Annotated in this window: 18 protein-coding genes and 1 pseudogene; 5 read left to right on the plus strand and 14 right to left on the minus strand. The window is 69.3% G+C overall.

Translation table 11 applies throughout. The features are described from left to right. Positions 1-101: 101 nt before the first annotated feature. Positions 102-590, plus strand: coding sequence for a flavin reductase family protein (locus FPZ47_RS11730; RefSeq protein ID WP_144950333.1), 489 nt, complete (start codon positions 102-104; stop codon positions 588-590). A 78-nt stretch (positions 591-668) separates the two neighbouring features. Here the strand turns inward: FPZ47_RS11730 and FPZ47_RS11735 are convergent, their stop codons facing one another. The 5 genes from FPZ47_RS11735 to FPZ47_RS11755 all read right to left on the minus strand — a co-directional run bounded on the left by FPZ47_RS11735 (position 669) and on the right by FPZ47_RS11755 (position 5,207). Next, complete coding sequence (locus FPZ47_RS11735) at positions 669-1,415, minus strand: succinate dehydrogenase/fumarate reductase iron-sulfur subunit (protein ID WP_144950335.1); 747 nt, start codon at positions 1,413-1,415, stop codon at positions 669-671. Next, positions 1,416-3,347 carry a fumarate reductase/succinate dehydrogenase flavoprotein subunit gene (locus FPZ47_RS11740; RefSeq protein ID WP_144950337.1) on the minus strand — a complete coding sequence of 644 codons (1,932 nt, stop codon included), beginning with the start codon at positions 3,345-3,347 and terminating at the stop codon, positions 1,416-1,418. It lies immediately after the preceding gene. Between the two features lie 43 nt (positions 3,348-3,390). After that, entirely contained in the window at positions 3,391-4,221 is an 831-nt protein-coding gene (locus FPZ47_RS11745; RefSeq protein WP_144950339.1) for a hypothetical protein, read from the minus strand. Between the two features lie 80 nt (positions 4,222-4,301). After that, on the minus strand, positions 4,302-4,607 hold the full coding sequence (locus tag FPZ47_RS11750; protein ID WP_144950341.1) for a hypothetical protein: 306 nt from the start codon (positions 4,605-4,607) through the stop codon (positions 4,302-4,304). A gap of 147 nt (positions 4,608-4,754) precedes the next feature. Further along, positions 4,755-5,207 carry an Hsp20/alpha crystallin family protein gene (locus FPZ47_RS11755; RefSeq protein WP_144950343.1) on the minus strand — a complete coding sequence of 151 codons (453 nt, stop codon included), beginning with the start codon at positions 5,205-5,207 and terminating at the stop codon, positions 4,755-4,757. A 215-nt stretch (positions 5,208-5,422) separates the two neighbouring features. On the opposite strand from FPZ47_RS11755, the gene nirB reads away from it, so the two are divergent. Then, positions 5,423-8,005: a nitrite reductase large subunit NirB gene (nirB, locus tag FPZ47_RS11760; protein ID WP_144950345.1), complete on the plus strand. Its 2,583-nt coding sequence runs from the start codon at positions 5,423-5,425 to the stop codon at positions 8,003-8,005. After that, positions 8,002-8,358, plus strand: coding sequence for a nitrite reductase small subunit NirD (gene nirD, locus FPZ47_RS11765; protein WP_144950347.1), 357 nt, complete (start codon positions 8,002-8,004; stop codon positions 8,356-8,358). Before nirB ends, nirD begins: the two co-directional genes overlap by 4 nt. A 9-nt stretch (positions 8,359-8,367) precedes the next feature. On the opposite strand, the gene FPZ47_RS11770 is transcribed toward nirD, so the two are convergent. The 8 genes and pseudogenes from FPZ47_RS11770 to FPZ47_RS30425 form a co-directional block, all read right to left on the minus strand. Then, on the minus strand, positions 8,368-8,820 hold the full coding sequence (locus FPZ47_RS11770) for a TetR/AcrR family transcriptional regulator (protein ID WP_144950349.1): 453 nt from the start codon (positions 8,818-8,820) through the stop codon (positions 8,368-8,370). 47 nt (positions 8,821-8,867) lie between these two features. Further along, entirely contained in the window at positions 8,868-10,016 is a 1,149-nt protein-coding gene (locus tag FPZ47_RS11775; protein ID WP_144950351.1) for a uroporphyrinogen-III synthase, read from the minus strand. A gap of 82 nt (positions 10,017-10,098) precedes the next feature. After that, positions 10,099-11,517 (minus strand): nitrate/nitrite transporter, encoded by a 1,419-nt coding sequence (locus FPZ47_RS11780; RefSeq protein ID WP_144950353.1) that lies wholly within the window; start codon positions 11,515-11,517, stop codon positions 10,099-10,101. A gap of 337 nt (positions 11,518-11,854) precedes the next feature. Beyond that, the gene (locus FPZ47_RS11785) at positions 11,855-12,400 is read right to left on the minus strand and encodes a GNAT family N-acetyltransferase (RefSeq protein WP_144950355.1); all 546 of its coding nucleotides are present in this window, start codon (positions 12,398-12,400) and stop codon (positions 11,855-11,857) included. 11 nt (positions 12,401-12,411) lie between these two features. Further along, complete coding sequence (locus FPZ47_RS11790; RefSeq protein ID WP_144950357.1) at positions 12,412-13,323, minus strand: 5-oxoprolinase/urea amidolyase family protein; 912 nt, start codon at positions 13,321-13,323, stop codon at positions 12,412-12,414. A gap of 9 nt (positions 13,324-13,332) precedes the next feature. Beyond that, positions 13,333-13,995, minus strand: coding sequence for a 5-oxoprolinase subunit B family protein (locus FPZ47_RS11795; RefSeq protein WP_144950359.1), 663 nt, complete (start codon positions 13,993-13,995; stop codon positions 13,333-13,335). Between the two features lie 100 nt (positions 13,996-14,095). Then, positions 14,096-15,094 (minus strand): ABC transporter substrate-binding protein, encoded by a 999-nt coding sequence (locus tag FPZ47_RS11800; protein ID WP_144950376.1) that lies wholly within the window; start codon positions 15,092-15,094, stop codon positions 14,096-14,098. A 129-nt stretch (positions 15,095-15,223) separates the two neighbouring features. Beyond that, positions 15,224-15,601: pseudogene (locus tag FPZ47_RS30425) on the minus strand (acyl-CoA-like ligand-binding transcription factor); the annotation flags it as partial. Here FPZ47_RS30425 and FPZ47_RS11805 point away from each other — a divergent pair. After that, the gene (locus tag FPZ47_RS11805) at positions 15,594-16,991 is read left to right on the plus strand and encodes a NarK family nitrate/nitrite MFS transporter (protein ID WP_428321245.1); all 1,398 of its coding nucleotides are present in this window, start codon (positions 15,594-15,596) and stop codon (positions 16,989-16,991) included. The pseudogene FPZ47_RS30425 and the gene FPZ47_RS11805 overlap by 8 nt on opposite strands. Here the strand turns inward: FPZ47_RS11805 and FPZ47_RS11810 are convergent. Then, positions 16,988-18,229, minus strand: coding sequence for a DNA polymerase domain-containing protein (locus FPZ47_RS11810; RefSeq protein ID WP_144950364.1), 1,242 nt, complete (start codon positions 18,227-18,229; stop codon positions 16,988-16,990). The two genes, FPZ47_RS11805 and FPZ47_RS11810, sit on opposite strands and share 4 nt — an antisense overlap. 57 nt (positions 18,230-18,286) lie before the next feature. Between FPZ47_RS11810 and fadD2 the strand changes: the two genes are divergently transcribed. Further along, positions 18,287-19,966 carry a long-chain-fatty-acid--CoA ligase FadD2 gene (gene fadD2 / locus FPZ47_RS11815; RefSeq protein WP_144950366.1) on the plus strand — a complete coding sequence of 560 codons (1,680 nt, stop codon included), beginning with the start codon at positions 18,287-18,289 and terminating at the stop codon, positions 19,964-19,966. The last annotated feature ends 19 nt before the right edge of the window (positions 19,967-19,985 follow it).

Consider the following 19,985-nt stretch of genomic DNA (forward strand, 5'->3'; position numbering starts at 1 on the left):
CCGTTTGCCGGGGTTTCAGAGGCTTGCGGCGCCGGCCGCCGGTCGGCGCGGCCGGGTCTAGTAGGGTCGGGCGGGAAGTCGTCGATCACGAGCGAAGGCCGATGAACTCGAACAACAAGCTGACTCCGACCTCCCTTCGCGAGGCGTTCGGCCACTTTCCCTCCGGAGTGGTGGCCATCGCCGCGCAGGTCGACGGCAATCGCGTGGGCTTGGCGGTCAGCACCTTCGTACCGGTTTCGCTGGAGCCGCCGCTGGTCTCATTCTGCGTGCAGAACACCTCGACCACGTGGCCCAAACTCGAGGCCGCGCCGATGCTGGGCATCAGCGTGCTGGGCGAGTCCCACGACGCGGCCGCGCGCACCCTGGCCGCCAAGACCGGTGACAGGTTCGCCGGCCTGGAAACGGTGTCCAACGACTCCGGCGCGGTCTTCATCAAGGGCACCGGCCTGTGGCTGGAAAGCGCCGTCGAGCAGCTGATCCCGGCCGGCGACCACACCATCGTCGTGCTGCGGGTCAACGAGGTGACCGTGGACGCCGAGGTGGCGCCCATCGTGTTCCACCGCAGCGGGTTCCGGCGCCTGGGCGCTTAGTCCTGATGGTGGCGACCCGCCTCGCCCGGCTGCGCCGCGCTCGCGATCGCCACGGGGTTTTCCTGGAGGCCCGGCGCCTCAGCGGCGGAACAGCTTGTTACCCAGCCAGACGATCGGGTCGTACTTGCGGTCGGCGACGCGCTCCTTCATCGGGATCAGCGCGTTGTCGGTGATCTTGATGTTCTCCGGGCACACCTCGGTGCAGCACTTGGTGATGTTGCACAAGCCCAGGCCGTGCTCCTCCTGGGCGTCGTTACGCCGGTCCCGGGTGTCCAGCGGGTGCATCTCCAGCTCGGCGATGCGCATCAGGAACCGGGGCCCGGCGTAGGCCTTCTTGTTCTCCTCGTGGTCGCGGATCACGTGGCAGACGTTCTGGCACAGGAAGCACTCGATGCACTTGCGGAATTCCTGGGAGCGCTGCACGTCGGACTGCGCCATCCGGTACTCGCCGGGCTGCAGTTCCTTCGGCGGCGCGAACGACGGGATCTCGCGCGCCTTCTCGTAGTTGTACGACACGTCGGTGACCAGGTCGCGGATGACCGGGAAAGTGCGCATCGGCGTCACGGTGACGACCTCGTCCTCGGCGAACGTGGACATCCGGGTCATGCACATCAGCCGGGGCTTGCCGTTGACCTCGGCCGAGCAGGAGCCGCACTTGCCCGCCTTGCAGTTCCACCGCACCGCGAGGTCGGGTGTCTGGGTCTGCTGCAGGCGGTGGATGACGTCGAGCACCACCTCACCCTCGTTGACCTCGACCGTGAAGTCCTGCAGCGCGCCGCCGGCCTCGTCGCCACGCCACACCCGCAGGGTCGCGTTGTAGGTCATTTACTTCTCCGTCCTTGAGGTCCGTCCCGGATGCGCGGCCAGTTCGTCGTCGGTGAAGTACTTCTCCAGTTCGGAGATCTCGAAGAGCTCCATCAGATCGGCGCGCATCGGCACCTGGGCCTCTCGAGTCACCGCGATGTCGGGGATCACGGGATCCGAGCCCGCTGCCGCGCGGCAGACCAGCAACACCTTGCGCCACGCCGAGTCCATCGCCGGGTGGTCGTCGCGGGTGTGCCCGCCGCGGCTCTCGGTGCGCTCGAGTGCGGCCTTGGCGACGCATTCGCTGACCAGCAGCATGTTGCGCAGGTCGATGGCCAGGTTCCAGCCCGGGTTGTACCGGCGTTGACCCTCGACGTGGATGTTCTTGAACCGGGCCCGCAGCTTGTCGAGCCGGTCCAGGGCCTCGGAGAGCTCGTCCGCCTTGCGAATGATGCCGACCAGGTCGTTCATCGACTGCTGCAGCTCCAGCTGCAGGGTGTAGGGGTTCTCCGCCGCGGCCTTGTCGGCGGGGCCCTCGAACGGTGCCACCGCCTGTTCGGCCGCGGTCTCGAGGACCTCCGGTGCGATCGTCGGGCGGCTGCTGAGCGTGCGCACGTAGTCGGCCGCGCCCAGGCCCGCCCGCCGGCCGAAGACCAGCAGGTCCGACAGCGAGTTGCCGCCCAGCCGGTTGGAGCCGTGCATGCCGCCCGAGCACTCGCCGGCGGCGAAGAGCCCGGGCACGGTGGCCGCACCGGTGTCCGCGTCGACCTCGATCCCGCCCATCACGTAGTGCAGGGTGGGCCCGACCTCCATTGGCTCCTTGGTGATGTCGACGCCGGCCAGCTCCATGAACTGGTGATACATCGACGGCAGCCGCCGCTTGATCTCCTCGGGCGTCAGGCGGGAGGCGATGTCCAGGTAGACCCCACCGTGCGGGCTACCACGTCCGGCCTTGACCTCGGAGTTGATCGCGCGTGCCACCTCGTCGCGGGGCAGCAGGTCCGGGGTGCGGCGCGCCGCGTCGTTGTCCTTGAGCCACTGGTCCGCCTCCTGCTCGCTCTCGGCGTACTGACCCTTGAAGACCGGTGGGATGTAGTCGAACATGAAGCGCTTGGAGTCGGAGTTCTTCAGCACCCCGCCGTCGCCGCGCACGCCCTCGGTGACCAGAATCCCCTTGACGCTCGGCGGCCACACCATGCCCGTCGGGTGGAACTGGACGAACTCCATGTTGATCAGCGACGCGCCGGCGCGCAGCGCCAGGGCGAACCCGTCGCCGGTGTACTCCCAGGAGTTGGAGGTCACCTTGAACGACTTGCCGATCCCGCCGGTGGCCATCACGATCGCGGGGGCCTCGAACACGATGAATCGGCCGCTCTCCCGCCAGTAGCCGAACGCACCGGCGATCCGGTCGCCGTCCTTGAGCAGCTCGGTGATCGTGCATTCGGCGAAGACCTTGATCCGGGCCTCGTAGTCGCCGACCTCCGCGTAGTCCTCCTGCTGCAGCGACACGATCTTCTGTTGCAGCGTGCGGATCAGCTCCAGCCCGGTGCGGTCACCGACGTGCGCGAGGCGCGGATAGGTGTGCCCGCCGAAGTTGCGTTGGCTGATCTTGCCGTCTTTGGTGCGGTCGAACAGTGCGCCGTAGGTCTCCAGCTCCCAGACGCGGTCCGGGGCCTCCCTGGCGTGCAGCTCGGCCATCCGCCAGTTGTTGAGGAACTTCCCACCGCGCATGGTGTCGCCGAAGTGGGTCTTCCAGTTGTCCTTCGGGTTGGCGTTGCCCATCGACGCGGCGCAGCCGCCTTCGGCCATCACCGTGTGGGCTTTGCCGAACAGGGACTTGCACACCACCGCGACCCGCAGGCCGCGTTCGCGCGCTTCGATGACCGCCCGCAACCCGGAGCCGCCGGCACCGATGACGATGACGTCGTAGGAGTGCCGTTCGACCTCAACCATGGAACCTCACTCAGCCTTTTCTGGGTATTCCTGAAATGGCTTCTCAGCCAACAAATCTCAGGTCAGGGATGGTACCGCTGGCCACCAGCGCGATGTAGAAGTCGGTGAGCATCAGGGTGCCCAGCGTGATCCAGGCGAACATCTTGTGCCGGGTGTTGATGTTGCTGACCTGGGTCCAGATCCAGTACCGCACAGGGTGCTTGGAGAAGTGCTTGAGCCGCCCGCCGGTCACGTGCCGGCACGAGTGGCAGGACAGCGTGTAGGTCCACAGCATGATGACGTTGCCGACCAGGACCAGGTTGCCCAGGCCGAAACCGAATCCGCCCGGCCCGTCCTCGGAATGGAACGCGACGATGGCGTCGTAGGTGTTGATCACCGAGATGATCGCGGCGACGTAGAAAAAGTACCGGTGACTGTTCTGGATGATCAGCGGGAGCCTGGTCTCGCCGGTGTAGTGGACGCGGGGCTCGGCCACCGCGCACGCGCTGGGCGACTGCCAGACCGTGCGGTAGTAGGCGCCGCGGTAGTAGTAGCACGTCAGCCGGAACAGCAGCAGGAACGGCAGCGTCAGGGCCGCGTACGGCAGCCACCACACATCCGGCAGGATCTGCGGCCAGAACTCGCTGGCCTCCTTGGCGCAACCGGTGCTGACGCACGGTGAGTAGAACGGCGTCAGGTAGTGGTACTTCGGGACGAAGTAGTTGTCCTGCAAGAACGCGCGCACCGTCGCGTAGATGAGGAATGCGGCGAAGCCCAGGTCGATCCGCAGCGGCGACATCCACCACCGGTCGGTGCGTAGGCTCCGTTGCGGGATGCGGGCGCGCGTGGGTGAAAAGACACCTGACGCAGGACGGTTCGCCGTGGGTGCGCTCATCTAGTGTTCCTCTTCGAACGGGCTGTTGATCGAAGGGTACACAGAGAAGCACCCCCTGGTTTGCGGGGGTTTGGGTTAAATCAGTACCTGCTGTGGCCTCCGACACCCTCGTCGTCGGCATCGCGCCAGAATTCGCTGTCGTACTGGGTGTCGGGGATGGCGATCTTCTCTTCTGATTGCTGCACCGTGGCGAGTATCACGTCCAGTTCGGACACGTCGGCATCGAGCAGGTCGACGTCGGACAGGATGCGGTCGGCGTCGATGACGAGGCGGCGCAGCGCCGGGCTGTCGCCGTACCGCGCCCTCAGTGAGCTCACGCAGCGCCGCAAACCGCCGACGAGGTCGTGTAGTTCGGCGAGTTCGGTGGAGCCGGTCGTGCTGGTCAACGAATCTCCTGGGCAGGCGGTGTTGTAAATCACATTACGCCCCCGATCCCAGCCACGGCACCGCGCCGGCGCCGCGCCGAGACGACTCCGGCGAGGCCGAAGGGCCCCGCCGGAAGTCGTCGAGTGCCGCTCCGGGGCGTTCGCGGGTTACTTGGCGATCGCGATGCGCTGCGGCTGGGTTCCGGCGTGGACGCCGGCGACTCGCACGGTCAGCACGCCGGCGTCGTACGACGCCGAGACGGCCTCGCTCGTGACGTGCGCGGGCAGTTGGAACGTCCGGCGGAACGAGCCGTAACGAATCTCACGCAACGTGCGGCCCTCCCGCTCGTCCGCGCGCTCGTCGCGGTGTTCGCCGTGGATCACCAGGCGGCCGCGTTCCACCTCGACGTTGACGTCCTTCTCCACGTCGACGCCGGGCAGCTCGACGCGTATCACCGCGTCGTCGCCGTCCTTGACGATCTCGGCGGCCGGCCGGAATCCGCTGCCCGTCTGCTCGTTCGCGGGTTTGTACCAGTCCGTCGCCGCGGCGGGCCCGAAGAGGTCGCGGAACCACCGGTCGGTGTCCCAGGCCGGTCGCGACCACAATGCGAGGTTGCTCATTGGCATCTCCTTACGCTTCCTTGTGAGTTGGCTGTGACCGGCGCCTTACCGGTCGGCTACCACTACCAACATGAGCCGAGGACGCTTAAGTTCCACCTGGGGGTTCGCCGTGGGCGAACGGCCTCACCACGATCGCATAGTTTCGTGAGCGTTCCGTCATCTGCGCGTAACACCAGGCGACGGGCCCTTAATTAGCCACCGGTACGCTCAATTTCGTGCCTGCCGAGGGGATTTCGCGCGCGAACTGTGCGGTACGTCACATTGTCGTGGTGGGGCATGGAATGGTCGGCCATCGGTTCGTCGAGGCGCTCTGCGCCCGCGACAGCGAAGGTGCGTGGCGCGTCACCGTGCTCGCCGAGGAGCCCGACGCGGCCTATGACCGCGTCGGGCTGACCTCCTACACCGAGAGCTGGGACCGCAGCATGCTGGCGCTGCCCGGCAACGACTACGCCGGTGACGAGCGGGTCCGGTTGGTGCTGAACGCGCGCGTCGTCGAAATCGACCCGGCGGCCAAGTCGGTGGTGACCGCCGACGGGCAACGCCACGCCTACGACAAGCTGGTGCTGGCCACCGGGTCGTACGCGTTCGTTCCGCCCGTGCCCGGACACGACCTGTCCGCGTGCCACGTCTACCGCACCCTCGACGATCTGGACGCCATCCGCGCCGGCGCGCAGCGCGCGTTCGAGGGCGGCGCATGCGCGGGGGTGGTCGTCGGCGGCGGCCTGCTGGGGCTCGAGGCCGCGAATGCGTTGCGCCAGTTCGGGTTACAGACCCACGTCATCGAGATGATGCCGCGTCTGATGGCCCAGCAGATCGACGAGGCCGGTGGCGCGCTACTCGCCAGGATGGTCGGCGAGCTGGGGATCGCCGTGCACGTCGGCACGGGCACCGAGGCGATCGAACCCGTGGAGCCCGCCGACGGTCCGGCGTCGGTGCGGGTGCGCCTGACGGACGGCGACATCATCGATGCGGGCGTGGTGATCTTCGCGGCCGGGATCCGCCCGCGTGACGAGCTCGCGGCGGCCGCGGGACTCACGCTCGCCGAACGGGGTGGCGTCCTCACCGATTTGTCCTGCCAGACAAGCGATCCCGACATTTATGCGGTGGGGGAGGTCGCCGCGATCGGGGGCCGGTGTTACGGGCTCGTCGGGCCCGGTTACACCTCGGCCGAGGTGGTGGCGGACCGGCTGCTGGGCGGGTCCGCGGAATTCGGCGAAGCGGACATGTCCACCAAACTCAAGCTGCTTGGCGTCGATGTCGCCAGCTTCGGCGACGCGATGGGCGCGACGGAGAACTGCCTCGAGGTCGCCGTCAACGACGCCGTGAAGCGGACGTACGCGAAGCTCGTGCTCTCCGATGACGCCAAGACCCTGCTCGGCGGGGTGCTGGTGGGCGACGCGTCGTCTTACGGCGTGTTGCGTCCCATGGTCGGTAGCGAGCTGCCCGGGGATCCGCTGGCGCTGATCGCACCGGCCCAATCCGCCGGTGGCGCTTCGGCTCTGGGTGTCGGAGCGTTGCCGGATTCGGCGCAGATCTGCTCCTGCAACAACGTCAGCAAGGGCGATTTGAAGTGCGCGATCGCCGACGGCTGCGCCGACGTCGCGGCGCTCAAGGCGTGCACGGCGGCAGGCACCTCGTGCGGCTCGTGCGTGCCGCTGCTCAAGCAGCTGCTGGAGGCCGAGGGGGTCGAGCAGTCCAAGGCGCTGTGCGAGCACTTCGACCAGTCGCGGGCGGAGCTGTTCGAGATTATCTCGGCCACCGAGATCCGCACGTTCTCGGGCCTGCTGGAGCGCTACGGCCGCGGAAAGGGTTGCGACATATGCAAACCCGTCGTCGCCTCCATCCTGGCGTCCACCGGCTCGGACCACATTCTCTCCGGCGAGCAGGCCGCGCTGCAGGACTCCAACGACCACTTCCTGGCCAACATCCAGAAGAACGGCAGCTACTCGGTGGTGCCGCGGGTGCCCGGCGGGGACATCAAACCCGAGCACCTGATCCTGATCGGCCAGATAGCACAGGATTTCGGGCTCTACACCAAGATCACCGGTGGCCAGCGCATCGACATGTTCGGGGCGCGGGTGGAACAGCTGCCCGAGATCTGGCGCCGCCTCGTCGAGGGTGGCATGGAGTCCGGCCACGCCTACGGCAAGGCGCTGCGCACCGTGAAGAGCTGCGTGGGCACCGACTGGTGTCGCTACGGGCAACAGGATTCGGTGCAGCTGGCCATCGACCTGGAATTGCGCTACCGCGGCCTGCGGGCGCCGCACAAGATCAAGATGGGCGTCTCGGGCTGCGCGCGGGAGTGCGCCGAGGCCCGTGGCAAGGACGTGGGCGTCATCGCCACCGAAAAGGGCTGGAACCTCTACGTCGGCGGCAATGGCGGCATGACCCCCAAGCACGCGCAGCTGCTGGCCTCCGACCTGGACACCGAGACCCTCGTCCGCTACGTCGACCGGTTCCTCATGTACTACATCCGCACCGCCGACCGGCTGCAGCGCACGGCGCCGTGGGTCGACTCACTCGAGGGTGGCCTCGACCATGTCCGCGAGGTCGTCTGCGAGGACTCGCTGGGCCTGGCCGCGGAATTCGAGGAGGCGATGCGGCGCCACGTGCAGAACTACCAGTGCGAATGGAAGGGCGTGCTGGAGGATCCGGACAAGCTGTCCCGTTTCGTGTCCTTCGTCAACGCCCCGGACGCCGTCGACCCGACCGTGACGTTCACCGAGCAGGCGGGACGCAAAATCCCCGTGTCCATCGGGATGCCCCGGGTCCGTGAGTCAGCTCAGGAGGAATCGTGACGTTGGTCAACGACATTCAGGTGTGGACGACCGCCTGTGCGTACGACCACCTCATCCCCGGTCGTGGCGTGGGCGTGCTGCTCGACGACGGTGCGCAGGCCGCGCTGTTCCGGCTCGATGACGGGTCGGTGCGCGCGGTCGGCAACATCGACCCGTTCTCCGGTGCGGCGGTGCTGTCCCGGGGCCTGGTCGGCGACCGCGACGGCCGTGTGATTGTCCAATCGCCCATCCTGAAGCAGGCTTTCGCGCTGGACGACGGGACTTGCCTGGACGACCCGGACATCTCGGTGCCCGTCTACGCGGTGCGCGTCACGTCCGGGGGCTCAGTCCAGATCGGGCGGAGCGGCGCCTAGCTCGTAGCGTCACCGGGTGATGTCACCGACCAGATAACGCTGCAACGTCGGTCCGATCGCGTCCACGAGGGCGTCCACCGACATCGAGTGCAGCGGCTCGGATCGCAGGCCGTACCGCATGATGCCCAGGCCCACCAGTTGCGAGGCGCACAGCGACGCGCGCACCGCCACCTTGTCGGCTCCCAGCGCCCGCAGCAGCGGGCCGAACACCGGACCGATGAACATGCCCTCGACGATCTCGGCGGTCTTGGCCATCCCCGTGGAGGCGACCGCGCCGGCCGCAAACGGCCCGCCGTCGGCGGCGTCCCACGTGGTGATCAGCATGCGCAGGGTCCGGCGGCCCACCTGGTGGATGCTCCCGGTGACGATGCGGTCGATGAACTCCGGTGTGCCGAAGGGCAAATTCAGCATCTTGGCGACCGGATCGAAGATCCCGCGCGACGGCTCTTCGCGGCGGGGCATGGTGCCAGGATCACCCGCACCGGATCAAAGATCAAGCACCGCCGGGCTCAGGCCGGTGACTCCGGCGGGTCGTCAACGGCGAGCCGGTAGCCGCGCTTGACCACGGTGGCGACGATGGTCTTGTCGCCCAACGCCGTTCGCAGCCGCAGCACTGCCGTGTCGACGGCGTGCGGATCGGTGCTGTTGCCGGGCAGCACGCGCAGCAGGTCTGAGCGCGCGACGACGTCACCGGGACGCTGCGCCAGCGCGCGCAAGGTCGCCATGCCGGACCCCGACAGCGATGTGACCGAGCCGTCGACCACCACGCAGCTGCCGCGGATCTCGATCCGGTGCCCGGCCGCATCGATGGTGCACGAGCGGCGCGCCGGGAGCTCCTGGGCGATGTGACGGGCCAACGCCCCCAGGCGCATCCGGTCCGGCGACGAGGTGGGGACCCCCGCCCTGGTGAGGGGCTGGGCGGTCACCGGACCCACGCACATCGCGTGCACGTCGGTGCGCAGTGCCGCCAGCAGCTGGTCCTCGATGTCCAGCTCGCGGCTGCGTTCCAGCAGTGCCGCGGCGGCCGGGGCGGAGGTGAAGCTGACCGCGTCGAACTGGCGCCTGGCGACGGCGGTGAGCAGCTGGTCGAATTCTCCGCCGACCGGTGTGGGCTTCCACCGGTACACGTGGATGGGGACCACCTCGGCGCCCGCCGAGCGCAGCTTGCCGAGGAACCCGGGGTGCGGGTCCCAGCTCTGTGCGGCGCCGTGCAACTGGACGGCGATCCGCTTGCCGGACACCCCGGATTCGAGCAGGTATTTCACAACCTCGCGTGACGACTCGGATTTCGGTGACCACTCCTCGGACAGACCGGCCGCGCGCAGCGCCCCGGTCGCCTTCGGCCCCCGGGACACGATGCGTGCCTGCGACAGCGCGGCGACCAGCTGGCCGGCCACGCCCCAGCCGTCGGCCGCGGCCATCCAGCCGCGGAAGCCGATCCCGGTGTGCGCGACCAGGATATCGGGCGCCCGGGCGATCAGGGCCGTGGTGTTGCGGTGCAATTCGTCGTCGTCGGGCAGGGCGATCATGTCGATGGCCGCGGCGCTGCAGACCTCCGCACCATTGCGGCGCAGCAGGGCGCACAGCTCCTCGGCGCGGTTGGCCGAGGTCACCGCGATCCGGTAACCGGTCAGTGGTGCAGAGTCTGGCTGGGCCATGTGAATGATGTTTCCCTAGGCCGCGTCTCGAGCGTTACCGGGCAATTGCTGCCGCATTGCGCTCACCGCCACCGCCGCATGGTCACACCCGGGCCGGTTCGGCGTGGGGCTGGTTCCGGGCTTCCGGCCCGGTCGCGGTCACGGCCGTCGGGGCGGGGCGGCGGACGTACCTCGCCCACGTCATCACCGCGGCGGCGACGTAGAACAGCAGGAACGCCCAGTACGCCAGCGTGTCGGTGCCGGTGCTCAGGTAGGACTGGCGCAGTGCGAGGTTGATCGCGACGCCGCCGAGCGCGCCGAACGCGGCCACGAACCCGATCACGGCCCCGGACGTGCCCTGCGACCAGCGGCGCCGATGGTCCTCGGCGAGCCCCAGTCGGTGGCTGCGCGCCTCGAAGACCGAGGGGATCATCTTGTAGACCGACCCGTTGCCCAACCCGGCCAGGATGAACAGGGCCATGAATCCGCAGATGTAGCCGGCCATGGTGGCCGCGGTGGTCAGGCCGGGCGTATGGTCCTCGTGGGTACTGATGGCGACCAGGAACGCGGTGACGACTCCCATCGTGGTCAGGACGGCCAGGGTGACGCGGCTGCCGCCGACGCGGTCGGCGAGCCTGCCGCCGTAGATGCGGGCCAGCGAGCCCAGCGCCGGGCCGACGAACGCGAACTCGGCGGCGTGCAGGGCGGCCTGCCCGTGGCTTTGCCCGGCGCCCACGAAGTTGATCTGCAGGACCTGGCCGAACGCGAACGAGAACCCGATCCAGGAGCCGAAGGTGCCCAGGTAGAGCAGCGCCAGAACCCAGGTGTCCCGCTCGCGCAGGATCAGCCGCAGGTGGCTCGTGTCGTACGTCGCGTGGTCCAGGTTGTCCATGTGGCGGGCCGCGCCGACGGCGACCACCGTCAGCAGTGCCAGGTACAGCCCGCACACCCAGTACGGTTCGTGGCGGCCGGCGACGGCGAGGACCAGCATCCCCACCAGCTGGATCATCGGCACCCCGAGGTTGCCGGCGCCGGCGTTCAACCCGAGCGCGAAGCCTTTGCGCCGGTGCGGGTACAGCGCGTTGGTGTTGGTCATCGACGCCGCGTAGTTGGCGCCGCCCATCCCGGTCAGCGCGGCACACGCCAGGTACGGCCAGAAGGGCAGGCCGGGATGGGCCATCAGCCAGATCGTGACGACGGTCGGGACGAGCAGCGCCACGATCGAGAAGACGGTCCAGTTGCGGCCGCCGAAGGTGGCGATGCCCAGCGAGTAGGGGATGCGCAGGCAGGCCGCGACCAGGGTGGCGGTGGCACCGAGCAGGAACTTGTCGGCCGCGGAGAAGCCGTAGACGTCCTGGGGCAGGAACAGCGCCATCACCGGCCACAGCGTCCAGACCCCGAAGGCGATGTGGTCGCAGGCGATCATCCAGACCAGGTTGCGGCGGGCGATCTTGTTGTTGCCCGACTCCCAGGCCGCGGCGTCCTCCGGATTCCAGTCCGCGATCCGATGGTTGCGGCCCATGCGTTCTTCACCTTTCGTGGACAGGGGTCGCGGTGGGTCTCAACCCGCATGGCGGGAGCGACGCTTCCGGGTCCGGCCGCCGATGCCCGTGTGGGCGCCCCGAATGAAGAGGCATGCCCTGCCGTGTCTTTCGATGCTCACACTGAGAACCCAAGCGCGTCAACTTGATCCGGTCGATATCGCCTGTCAGTTGTATCCCAGTTATCTGGCAAAGCGCTGAGGGGCGTTGTCGCTGTGATGTTCGTCTCCGCCAGGCGGATTCGGCCCCCGGCCGCCGCTCTGCGAACGGCCCCGTGGCCCAGAAAGTGTTGTGTCCCGCGGAAAGGTCGGTGGCGCCCTACCAGGCGTCGCCGCCGCGCCAGTCGCACATCAGGCCCGCGGAGGTGTCCAGGCTCAGCCCGACCGGCAGCACGAAGACGGCGCCGTCGTCGGCGGGCGTGCGGGCCGGACCGGTGGGCGCCAGCACCGACGTCGGTCCCCGCCAGGGCAGCCAGCCCCGCGCGGTGAACAGCCCGCGGGCTCGGGCCGACGCGCTCAGCGCCCCCACCTGGTAGGCGCCGCGCATCACCTGCTCGACACCGTCCAGCAGGGCGTGCACCAGGCCCTGGCCGCGACAGTCCATCCGCACCGCCACCCCCTCGACGTAGCCGCAGCGCAGCGCGCTGTCCCGGTACACCAGCCGGCGCTGGACCACCGCGGCGTGCGCGATGATCGCGCCGTGATGCCAGATCAGGGCGTGCATGCCGCCCATCGCGTGCTCCCAGTCGTCCTCGGTGAAGTTGCCCGTGAACGCGGCGGTGACCATCTCGCGCAGATGCTGCCGGGTCTCGTTGTCGAGATCGGCGGTATGGACCAGGCGGGCGGTGTGGACCTGGGCGCGCACAGCCGGGAAGTCTACGAGAGGTGGGCAAGACGCGCGCGCGAGCCGTCGCCCCGCGGCGAACGGGGCCGCGCCCAGTGCAGCCGCACGCGCTGGCCGGGCCGCACCTGGGCGACCTTGTCGATGTCCTCGTCGGTGACCACGCCGACGACGGGGTAACCGCCGGTGACCGGATGGTCCGGTCCCAGGATCACCGGTAAACCGTTGGGCGGCACCTGAATCCCGCCGCGGCAGGTGCCCTCGCTGGGCAGCTGCCGGTCCGGGAAGTGGTAGTGCAGCGGGCGGCCGACCAGTCGCATCCCCACCCGGTCGCTGCGGTGGGACGCCACCCAGTCGTCGCGCACCAGGGCGTCGGGATCGACGAACCAGTCGTCGCGGGGCCCGGGCACCACGGACAGCTCGACCACGTCGCCGGTGATGGCGGCGACCGGGGCCTGGTCGAGTTCGGGATAGGCGGCGGTGTGCTCGCCGACCGGCAGGCGATCCCCCGGCCGGAGCGGGGACGGCCCGATCGCCGACATCACGTCATAGCTGCGGGAGCCCAGCACCGGCTCCACACAGATGCCGCCGCGCACCGCGACATAGGTGCGCAGCCCGGCGCGCGGCGCGCCCAGCGCGATCACCTGGCCGTCACGGACGCGATGAATGCTGTTGGTGCCGAACTTGATTCCGTTGACGGTCGGGTCGGTGTCGGCGCCCGTCACCGCGATGTCGACGTCGCCGCCGCGGACGCGGGCCGAGAAGCCGCCGAACGTCACCTCGACGGTGGCACGGTCGTCGGGGTTGGCAACCAGCCGATTGGCCAGCTTGTGCGCCCGGCGGTCGGCCGCCCCGGAACCGCTGACGCCGAGGTGGGCCAGCCCGGTGCGGCCGAGGTCCTGGACGACGGCGAACGGTCCGGTGCGCAGGATTTCCAGCGTGATCACGGCCCCTCCTCACATGGCCCGGAACTGAACCCACATGCCCTGCGTCAGCAACGCCGGGACGGGCCGGTCGATGTCCCACAGGGGGGCGTCGGTGCGGCCGATGAGCTGCCAGCCGCCGGGCGACTGCCGCGGATAGATCGCGCTGAATTCGCCGGCCAGGGCGACGGCGCCGGCCGGCACCGCGGTGCGCGGTTCCGGGCGCCGGGGCACCCGCAGTCGCGGGTCGCCGCCGACCAGATAGGCGAAACCCGGTGCGAAGCCGCTGAATCCGACCTGCCACACGGTCGAGGTGTGGGCCTCGACCACCGCGGCGGCGCTCAGTCCGGTGAGGCCGGCGACCTCGTCGAGGTCCGGGCCGTCGTAGACCACGCCGATCACCACGTCGGGACCGCGATCCGCCGGGGCGGCCGCGTGGGCGCCGACCCGCATCGTGCGCAGCCGCCGACGCACGACCCCCTGGCGGCGGGGTCCGTCGAGTTTCACCAGCACCGTGCGCGCCGCGGGAACGATGTCGACCACGCCCGGCAGCGCCACGGCCCGCAGGGCCGCGACCCATGCCAGGACGTCGGCGGTGCTGCCGCACTGCACCATCAGCGCGCGGTCGCCGTAGTCGACCACGGTGTTGCCCACCAGGTCCGCCGGCAGGTCCGTGGGGAGATCCGTCACGCTCATTACTCGACGGTAACCCCGCATCCACCTGCGGACGAGAGATTTTCGAACACTGCCAGAGGTGCCTTACCGAACGCTCACGGGAGGGGCTGCCGGGCGCGGTTCAGCCGAGGATCTTGCCGATCTGCGGGGGCAGCCGCTCGGCGACGACCGGGTAGCTGAGGGTCGACGCGAAGGCGATCGCGCCGGCTTCCTCCTTGGACGTGAAGATGTGGCGGTGCTGCGCGGTCGCCTGACAGGCGGCCACCGCCGGGTCGGCCAGGATCGCCTGTTGGTCCTCCGGGCCTTCGGTTGTCCAGATCACCACGTCGGCGGCATCGAGCACCGCTTTGATGTGGTCGCGCGGGATGACGGCGCGGTAGCCGCTGCCGAAGGGTTGGACGCTGTCGGCGACGGCCAGGCCCATGGCGGTCAAAAAGTCGGTCCGCCAGCCCGGCGTCGTGGCGACCACGGTGCCCTGCCACAGCCTGCCGTGCATCAGCAGGACCTTCTTGTCCTTCCACTGCGGGTTCTGCCGGGCCACGGCGGCGAACTTCGCATCGACGCCGTCGATCAGTGACTTCATCCGGTCTTCCTGGAACACGGCCCGGCCGATGGTGGTGGCCTGGACCTTCCACGGTTCGAAGAACGCGTCGCTTCCGGCCTGCGGCACGGTGGGGGCTATCGCCGACAATTTCTGGTAGGTGTCCGCGTCGACGCCGGCGTTGATCGCCACGATCAGGTCGGGTTTGAGCTTGGCGATCCGGTCGACCTGGATTCCGTTGTCGAGGCTCAGCACCACGGGCCGCGCCGGGCCCAGTTTCGGCTGGGCCCACGGCCACACCGCGAACGGCTCGTCGCCGAACCAGTTGGTCACCGCGACGGGCACCACGCCGACCGCGAGCAGGTCGTCCTGCTCGGTGTAGCCCGCGCTGACCACGCGCTTGGGCGGCTCCTCGATGACCGTCTGACCGAAGAGGTGCGTGATCGTCACCGCTCCGCTGCCGGGGGTGCCCGGCGCCGGCTTGCGCGACGAGCACGCGGGCGACGCGCCGGAGACGGCGGCGACGCCGGTGGCGCCTGCGAGCTGCAAGAACCGCCGTCGATTCCATCCCTGCCGCACCGCGTGAGAGTATCGCGTCCCCGGCCGGGAGCGGCGCCTTCGCGGGCGGCCGCTCAGCTCAGCGGCATGCCGGCCTCGGGGAAGTCCGGGGCCCGGTAGCCGGTCCAGGCGGTCATCGGCGGCGCTGGTCACCGCACCGGCGAACACCAGGACATCGAAATCCTTTGCGGCGCAGCCGATTCGATGGCCGACGGCCTCCGCGGCGAGGTCGACGGTACGGTAGCACTCGTCGCAGAGGGCGCCTTTGAGCTCCGGTATCGAGAACATCAGCCGCTGCCGGGTGCTCTCGAACTGCAACTGCTCGGCGGCCGGGCGGGCCATCGCGGTCTCGTACGCGCGCCGTTCTGACAACGGCCGCGCTCGCGGTGCGATCTTGATGTGATCCCCCCGTAACGGTGGGCGCCCCAACCGGTAACAGGGCCTCTTTAGCGTCGAGACGTGCCGGCCGATCGAGGCCAGGTACGTGCCGCGTCGTCGACAGGGGGCCCACCGCATGACCATGACCATCCCGCCGCTGCTGCAGCCCGCGCCGCCGCGCGAACAGCATCGCGGACGGCACTGGATCGACGACTGGCGGCCCGAGGACCCCGCGTTCTGGGAGACCACCGGCAAAGCCGTCGCCCGGCGCAACCTGATCTTCTCCATCTTCGCCGAGCACGTCGGCTTCAGCGTGTGGATGTTGTGGAGCATCGTGGTCGTCCAGATGACGGCCGGGCCGCACGGCGGCCCGGCCGCGTCCGGTTGGGCGCTTTCCGCGAGCCAGGCCCTGTGCCTGGTCGCGGTGCCCAGCGGGGTGGGGGCGTTGCTGCGGCTGCCCTACACCTTCGCGGTCCCGGTCTTCGGCGGCCGCAACTGGACGACCATCTCCGCGTCGATGCTGCTGCTCCCGTGCCTGCTGCTGGCCTGGGCGGTGAGCCACCCCGGCATCCCGTTCGCCGCGCTGGTGGCGATCGCCGCGACGGCCGGATTCGGCGGCGGCAACTTCGCCTCCTCGATGGCCAACATCTCGTTCTTCTACCCGGAGCAGGACAAGGGCTGGGCGCTGGGCCTCAACGCCGCCGGCGGCAATGTCGGTGTGGCGATCGTGCAGAAGATCATCCCGCCGATAGTCGTCGCGGGCGGCGGGGTGGCGCTGTCGCGCGCCGGCCTGTTCTACGTGCCGCTGGCCGTGGTCGCCGCGGTGTGCGCGTTCGTGTTCATGAACAACCTGACCGAGGCGTCCAAGCAGGGGGGAGCCGACGTGAAGCCGGTGTGGCAGTCGCTGCGCCACGCCGACACCTGGATCCTGTCGGTGCTCTACATCGGCACGTTCGGGTCCTTCATCGGTTACTCGGCGGCTTTCCCGACGCTGCTCAAGACCGTGTTCGGCCGCGGTGACATCGCGCTGACGTGGGCGTTTTTGGGCGCCGGCATCGGGTCGGTCGTCCGGCCCCTGGGCGGAAAACTCGCCGACCGGATCGGCGGGGCCCGCATCACCGCCGCCAGCTTCGGCATGCTCGCCGCGGGGGCCGCCGCGGCGCTGTGGTCCGTCGAGACCAGGAATCTGCCGTTGTTCTTCGCCAGCTTCATGTTCCTGTTCGTCGCCACCGGGATCGGCAACGGTTCGACGTACCGGATGATCTCGCGGATCTTCAAGGTCAAGGGCGAGCTCGCCGGCGGCGGCCCGGACACGATGGTGCACATGCGCCGCCAGGCCGCCGGCGCGCTGGGCGTCATCTCGTCGGTCGGCGCCTTCGGGGGGTTCGTGGTGCCGCTGGCGTACGCCTGGTCGAAGTCGCAGTTCGGCAGCATCGAGCCCGCGCTGCGGTTCTACGTGGCGTTCTTCGTCGCCCTGCTGGCCGTCACCTGGTACTGCTACCTGCGCCGGGGCAACGCGCTGGCGGGGCACGGCGTCTAACGGTCCCGGTACCCCTCCCAGGGGGAGTAGTCGGCGACCAGCTCTTCCTGCGGCGGGCGCTGGTCGGCCGGAACGTGCTGCAGGTTGATCCGGATCCGGTACCAGACCGAGCTCGGGCCCCGCATGCCGTCGACGAGCACGTCGGCCGGCTCCAGCCGGTCGGCCACCGCGGGGTGGCGGTCGCGCCAGGTGTCCAGCGCGGCCATCGCCTCGTCTTTGGTCCTGGTGCGCGCGACCTCGATCAGGGGCTTCGACGAGGTGCGCCTGCCGTCGGTGCGCCGACCCGAACTCTTCGGCGCGCGCTCCGGTGGCCCCAGTTCTTCGGCCAGCATCAACAGGCGATCGAGGTCACCGGGCGCGTCGTCCATGCCGGCCCAGGGATCACCCGCCGCGGCGAACCGGCCGGGCACGGTGTCGATGGTGAAGGACCCCGGTTCGCAGTCGGCGACCTCGTCCCAGCGCAGCGGGGTCGACACCCGGGCGTCCGGCGTCGCGCGCACCGAATACGCCGACGCGACCGTGCGGTCCTTGGCGTTCTGGTTGAAGTCGACGAACACTCCCCGGCGTTCCTCCTTCCACCAGCGGCTGGTGGCCGCGTCGGGCACCCGCCGCTCGACCTCGCGCGCCACGGTCTGGGCGGCCAGCCGCACCTGCCGGAAATCCCGGCGGGGGGCGATCCGCGCGTAGATGTGAAAGCCCCGCGAACCGGACGTCTTCGGCCAGGCGACCAGGCCGTGATCCTCCAGCACCTCGCGGGCCGCGAGTGCGACGTCGACGATCTGGCGCCAGCCGACACCCGGCATCGGATCCAGGTCGACCCGCAGCTCGTCGGGATGGTCGAGGTCGCCGGCGCGCACCGGATGCGGGTTGAGGTCGATGCACCCCAGGTTGACCACCCAGGCCAGCCCGGCGGCGTCCCGGATGACCGTTTCGGCGGCGGACGTGCCCGACGCGTAGTGCAACTCGGCGACGTCGACCCAGTCCGGGCGGTACTTCGGGGCGCGCTTCTGGAACACGGCCTCGGCGGAGATGCCCTGGACGAAGCGCTTCAGGATCATCGGCCGGCCCGCCACCCCCCGCAGCGCGCCCTCGGACACCGACAGGTAGTAGCGGACCAGGTCGAGCTTGGTGCGGGCCGTCGGGCCGTTGCGCGCGGGAAAGACCACCTTGTCCGGATGGGTGATGGCGACCTCGCGTCCGGCCACCTCCAGCGAAACCGGACCGGACATGGGGTCCATGCTAATTCGGCCGGACTTTCCGGTCGCATTGCGACGGGCGTCACATATGGTGAACTCATGCCTAATCTCCTCGGCCTGCCCGGGCAAACCGTGGCGAAAGTCCAGCAGTACCTCGACCGCGGCTCAGCCGAACTGCACTACCTGCGCCGGATCATCGAGTCGGGGGCGTTTCGGCTGGAACCGCCGCAGAACTACGCCGCGATGGCCGCCGACATCTACAAGTGGGGCGAGTTCGGCATGCTGCCGTCGCTCAACGCCAGGCGCACGCCCGACCGTGCCGCGTGTATCGACGAAGACGGCGAGTTCACCTACCGCGAGCTCGACGAGGCGGCCCACGCCGTGGCCAACGGGCTGATCGACAAGGGCGTCAAGGCCGGCGACGGTGTCGCCTTGCTGGCCCGCAACCACCGGTGGTTCCTGGTCGCCTACTTCGGGTGCGCCCGGGTGGGCGCCCGCATCATCCTGCTCAACAGCGAATTCTCCGGGCCGCAGATCAAAGAGGTGTCCGAGCGCGAGGGCGCCAAGGTCATCATCTACGACGACGAGTACACCAAAGCCGTCAGCAAAGCCGAGCCGCCGCTGGGCAAGATTCGGGCGCTGGGCGTCAACCCCGACGCCGACCAGCCGTCCGGCAGCACCGACGAAACCCTGGCCGAGCTGATCGCCCGGAGCAGCAAAGCGCCGGCCCCGAAGGCGGCCAAGCACGCGTCGATCATCATCCTGACCAGCGGGACGACCGGCACGCCGAAGGGCGCCAACCGCAGCACGCCGCCGACGCTGGCGCCGATCGGCGGCATCCTGTCGCACGTGCCGTTCAAGGCGGGCGAGGTGACCTCGCTGCCCGCGCCGATGTTCCACGCGCTCGGATTCCTCCACGGCACCATCGCGATGTTCCTGGGGTCGACGCTGGTGTTGCGGCGCAAGTTCAAGCCGCCGCTGGTGCTCGAGGACGTCGAGAAGCACAGGGTGACCGCCATGGTGGTGGTGCCGGTGATGCTGTCGCGCCTTCTCGACGCCGTCGAGAAGATGGACGCCAAGCCCGACCTGTCCAGCCTGCGCATCGTGTTCGTGTCCGGGTCCCAGTTGGGTGCCGAGCTGGCGGCCCGGGCGCTGAAGGACCTGGGCCCGGTCGTCTACAACATGTACGGCTCGACGGAGATCGCGTTCGCCACGATCGCCGGGCCGCAGCACCTGGAACGCAACGCGGCGACCGTGGGTCCGGTCGTCAAGGGCGTGAAGGTCAAGATCTACGACGACAACGGCAAGGAGCTGCGGCAGGGCGAGGTCGGCAGGATCTTCGTCGGCAACACCTTCCCGTTCTCCGGATACACCGGTGGCGGCAACAAGCAGATCATCGACGGGCTGTTGTCGTCGGGAGACGTCGGCTACTTCGACGAGTACGGCCTGCTGTACGTCAGCGGCCGGGACGACGAGATGATCGTCTCCGGTGGGGAGAACGTCTTCCCCGCCGAGGTCGAGGACCTGATCAGCGGGCATCCCGACGTGGTGGAGGCGACGGCGATCGGCGTCGAGGACAGCGAGTGGGGGCAGCGGCTGCGCGCCTTCGTGGTGAGGAAGGAGGGCGCCGGCGTCGACGAGGACACCATCAAGGGATACGTGCGGGACCACCTGGCGCGCTACAAGGTGCCGCGCGAGGTGGTGTTCCTCGAGGAGCTGCCGCGCAACCCGACGGGCAAGATCCTCAAGCGCGAGCTGCGTGAAATGCAGGTCGACTGAGACGCACCCGTGGGCGGGT

This window comes from Mycobacterium helveticum (assembly GCF_007714205.1).
Lineage (GTDB): Bacteria > Actinomycetota > Actinomycetes > Mycobacteriales > Mycobacteriaceae > Mycobacterium > Mycobacterium helveticum.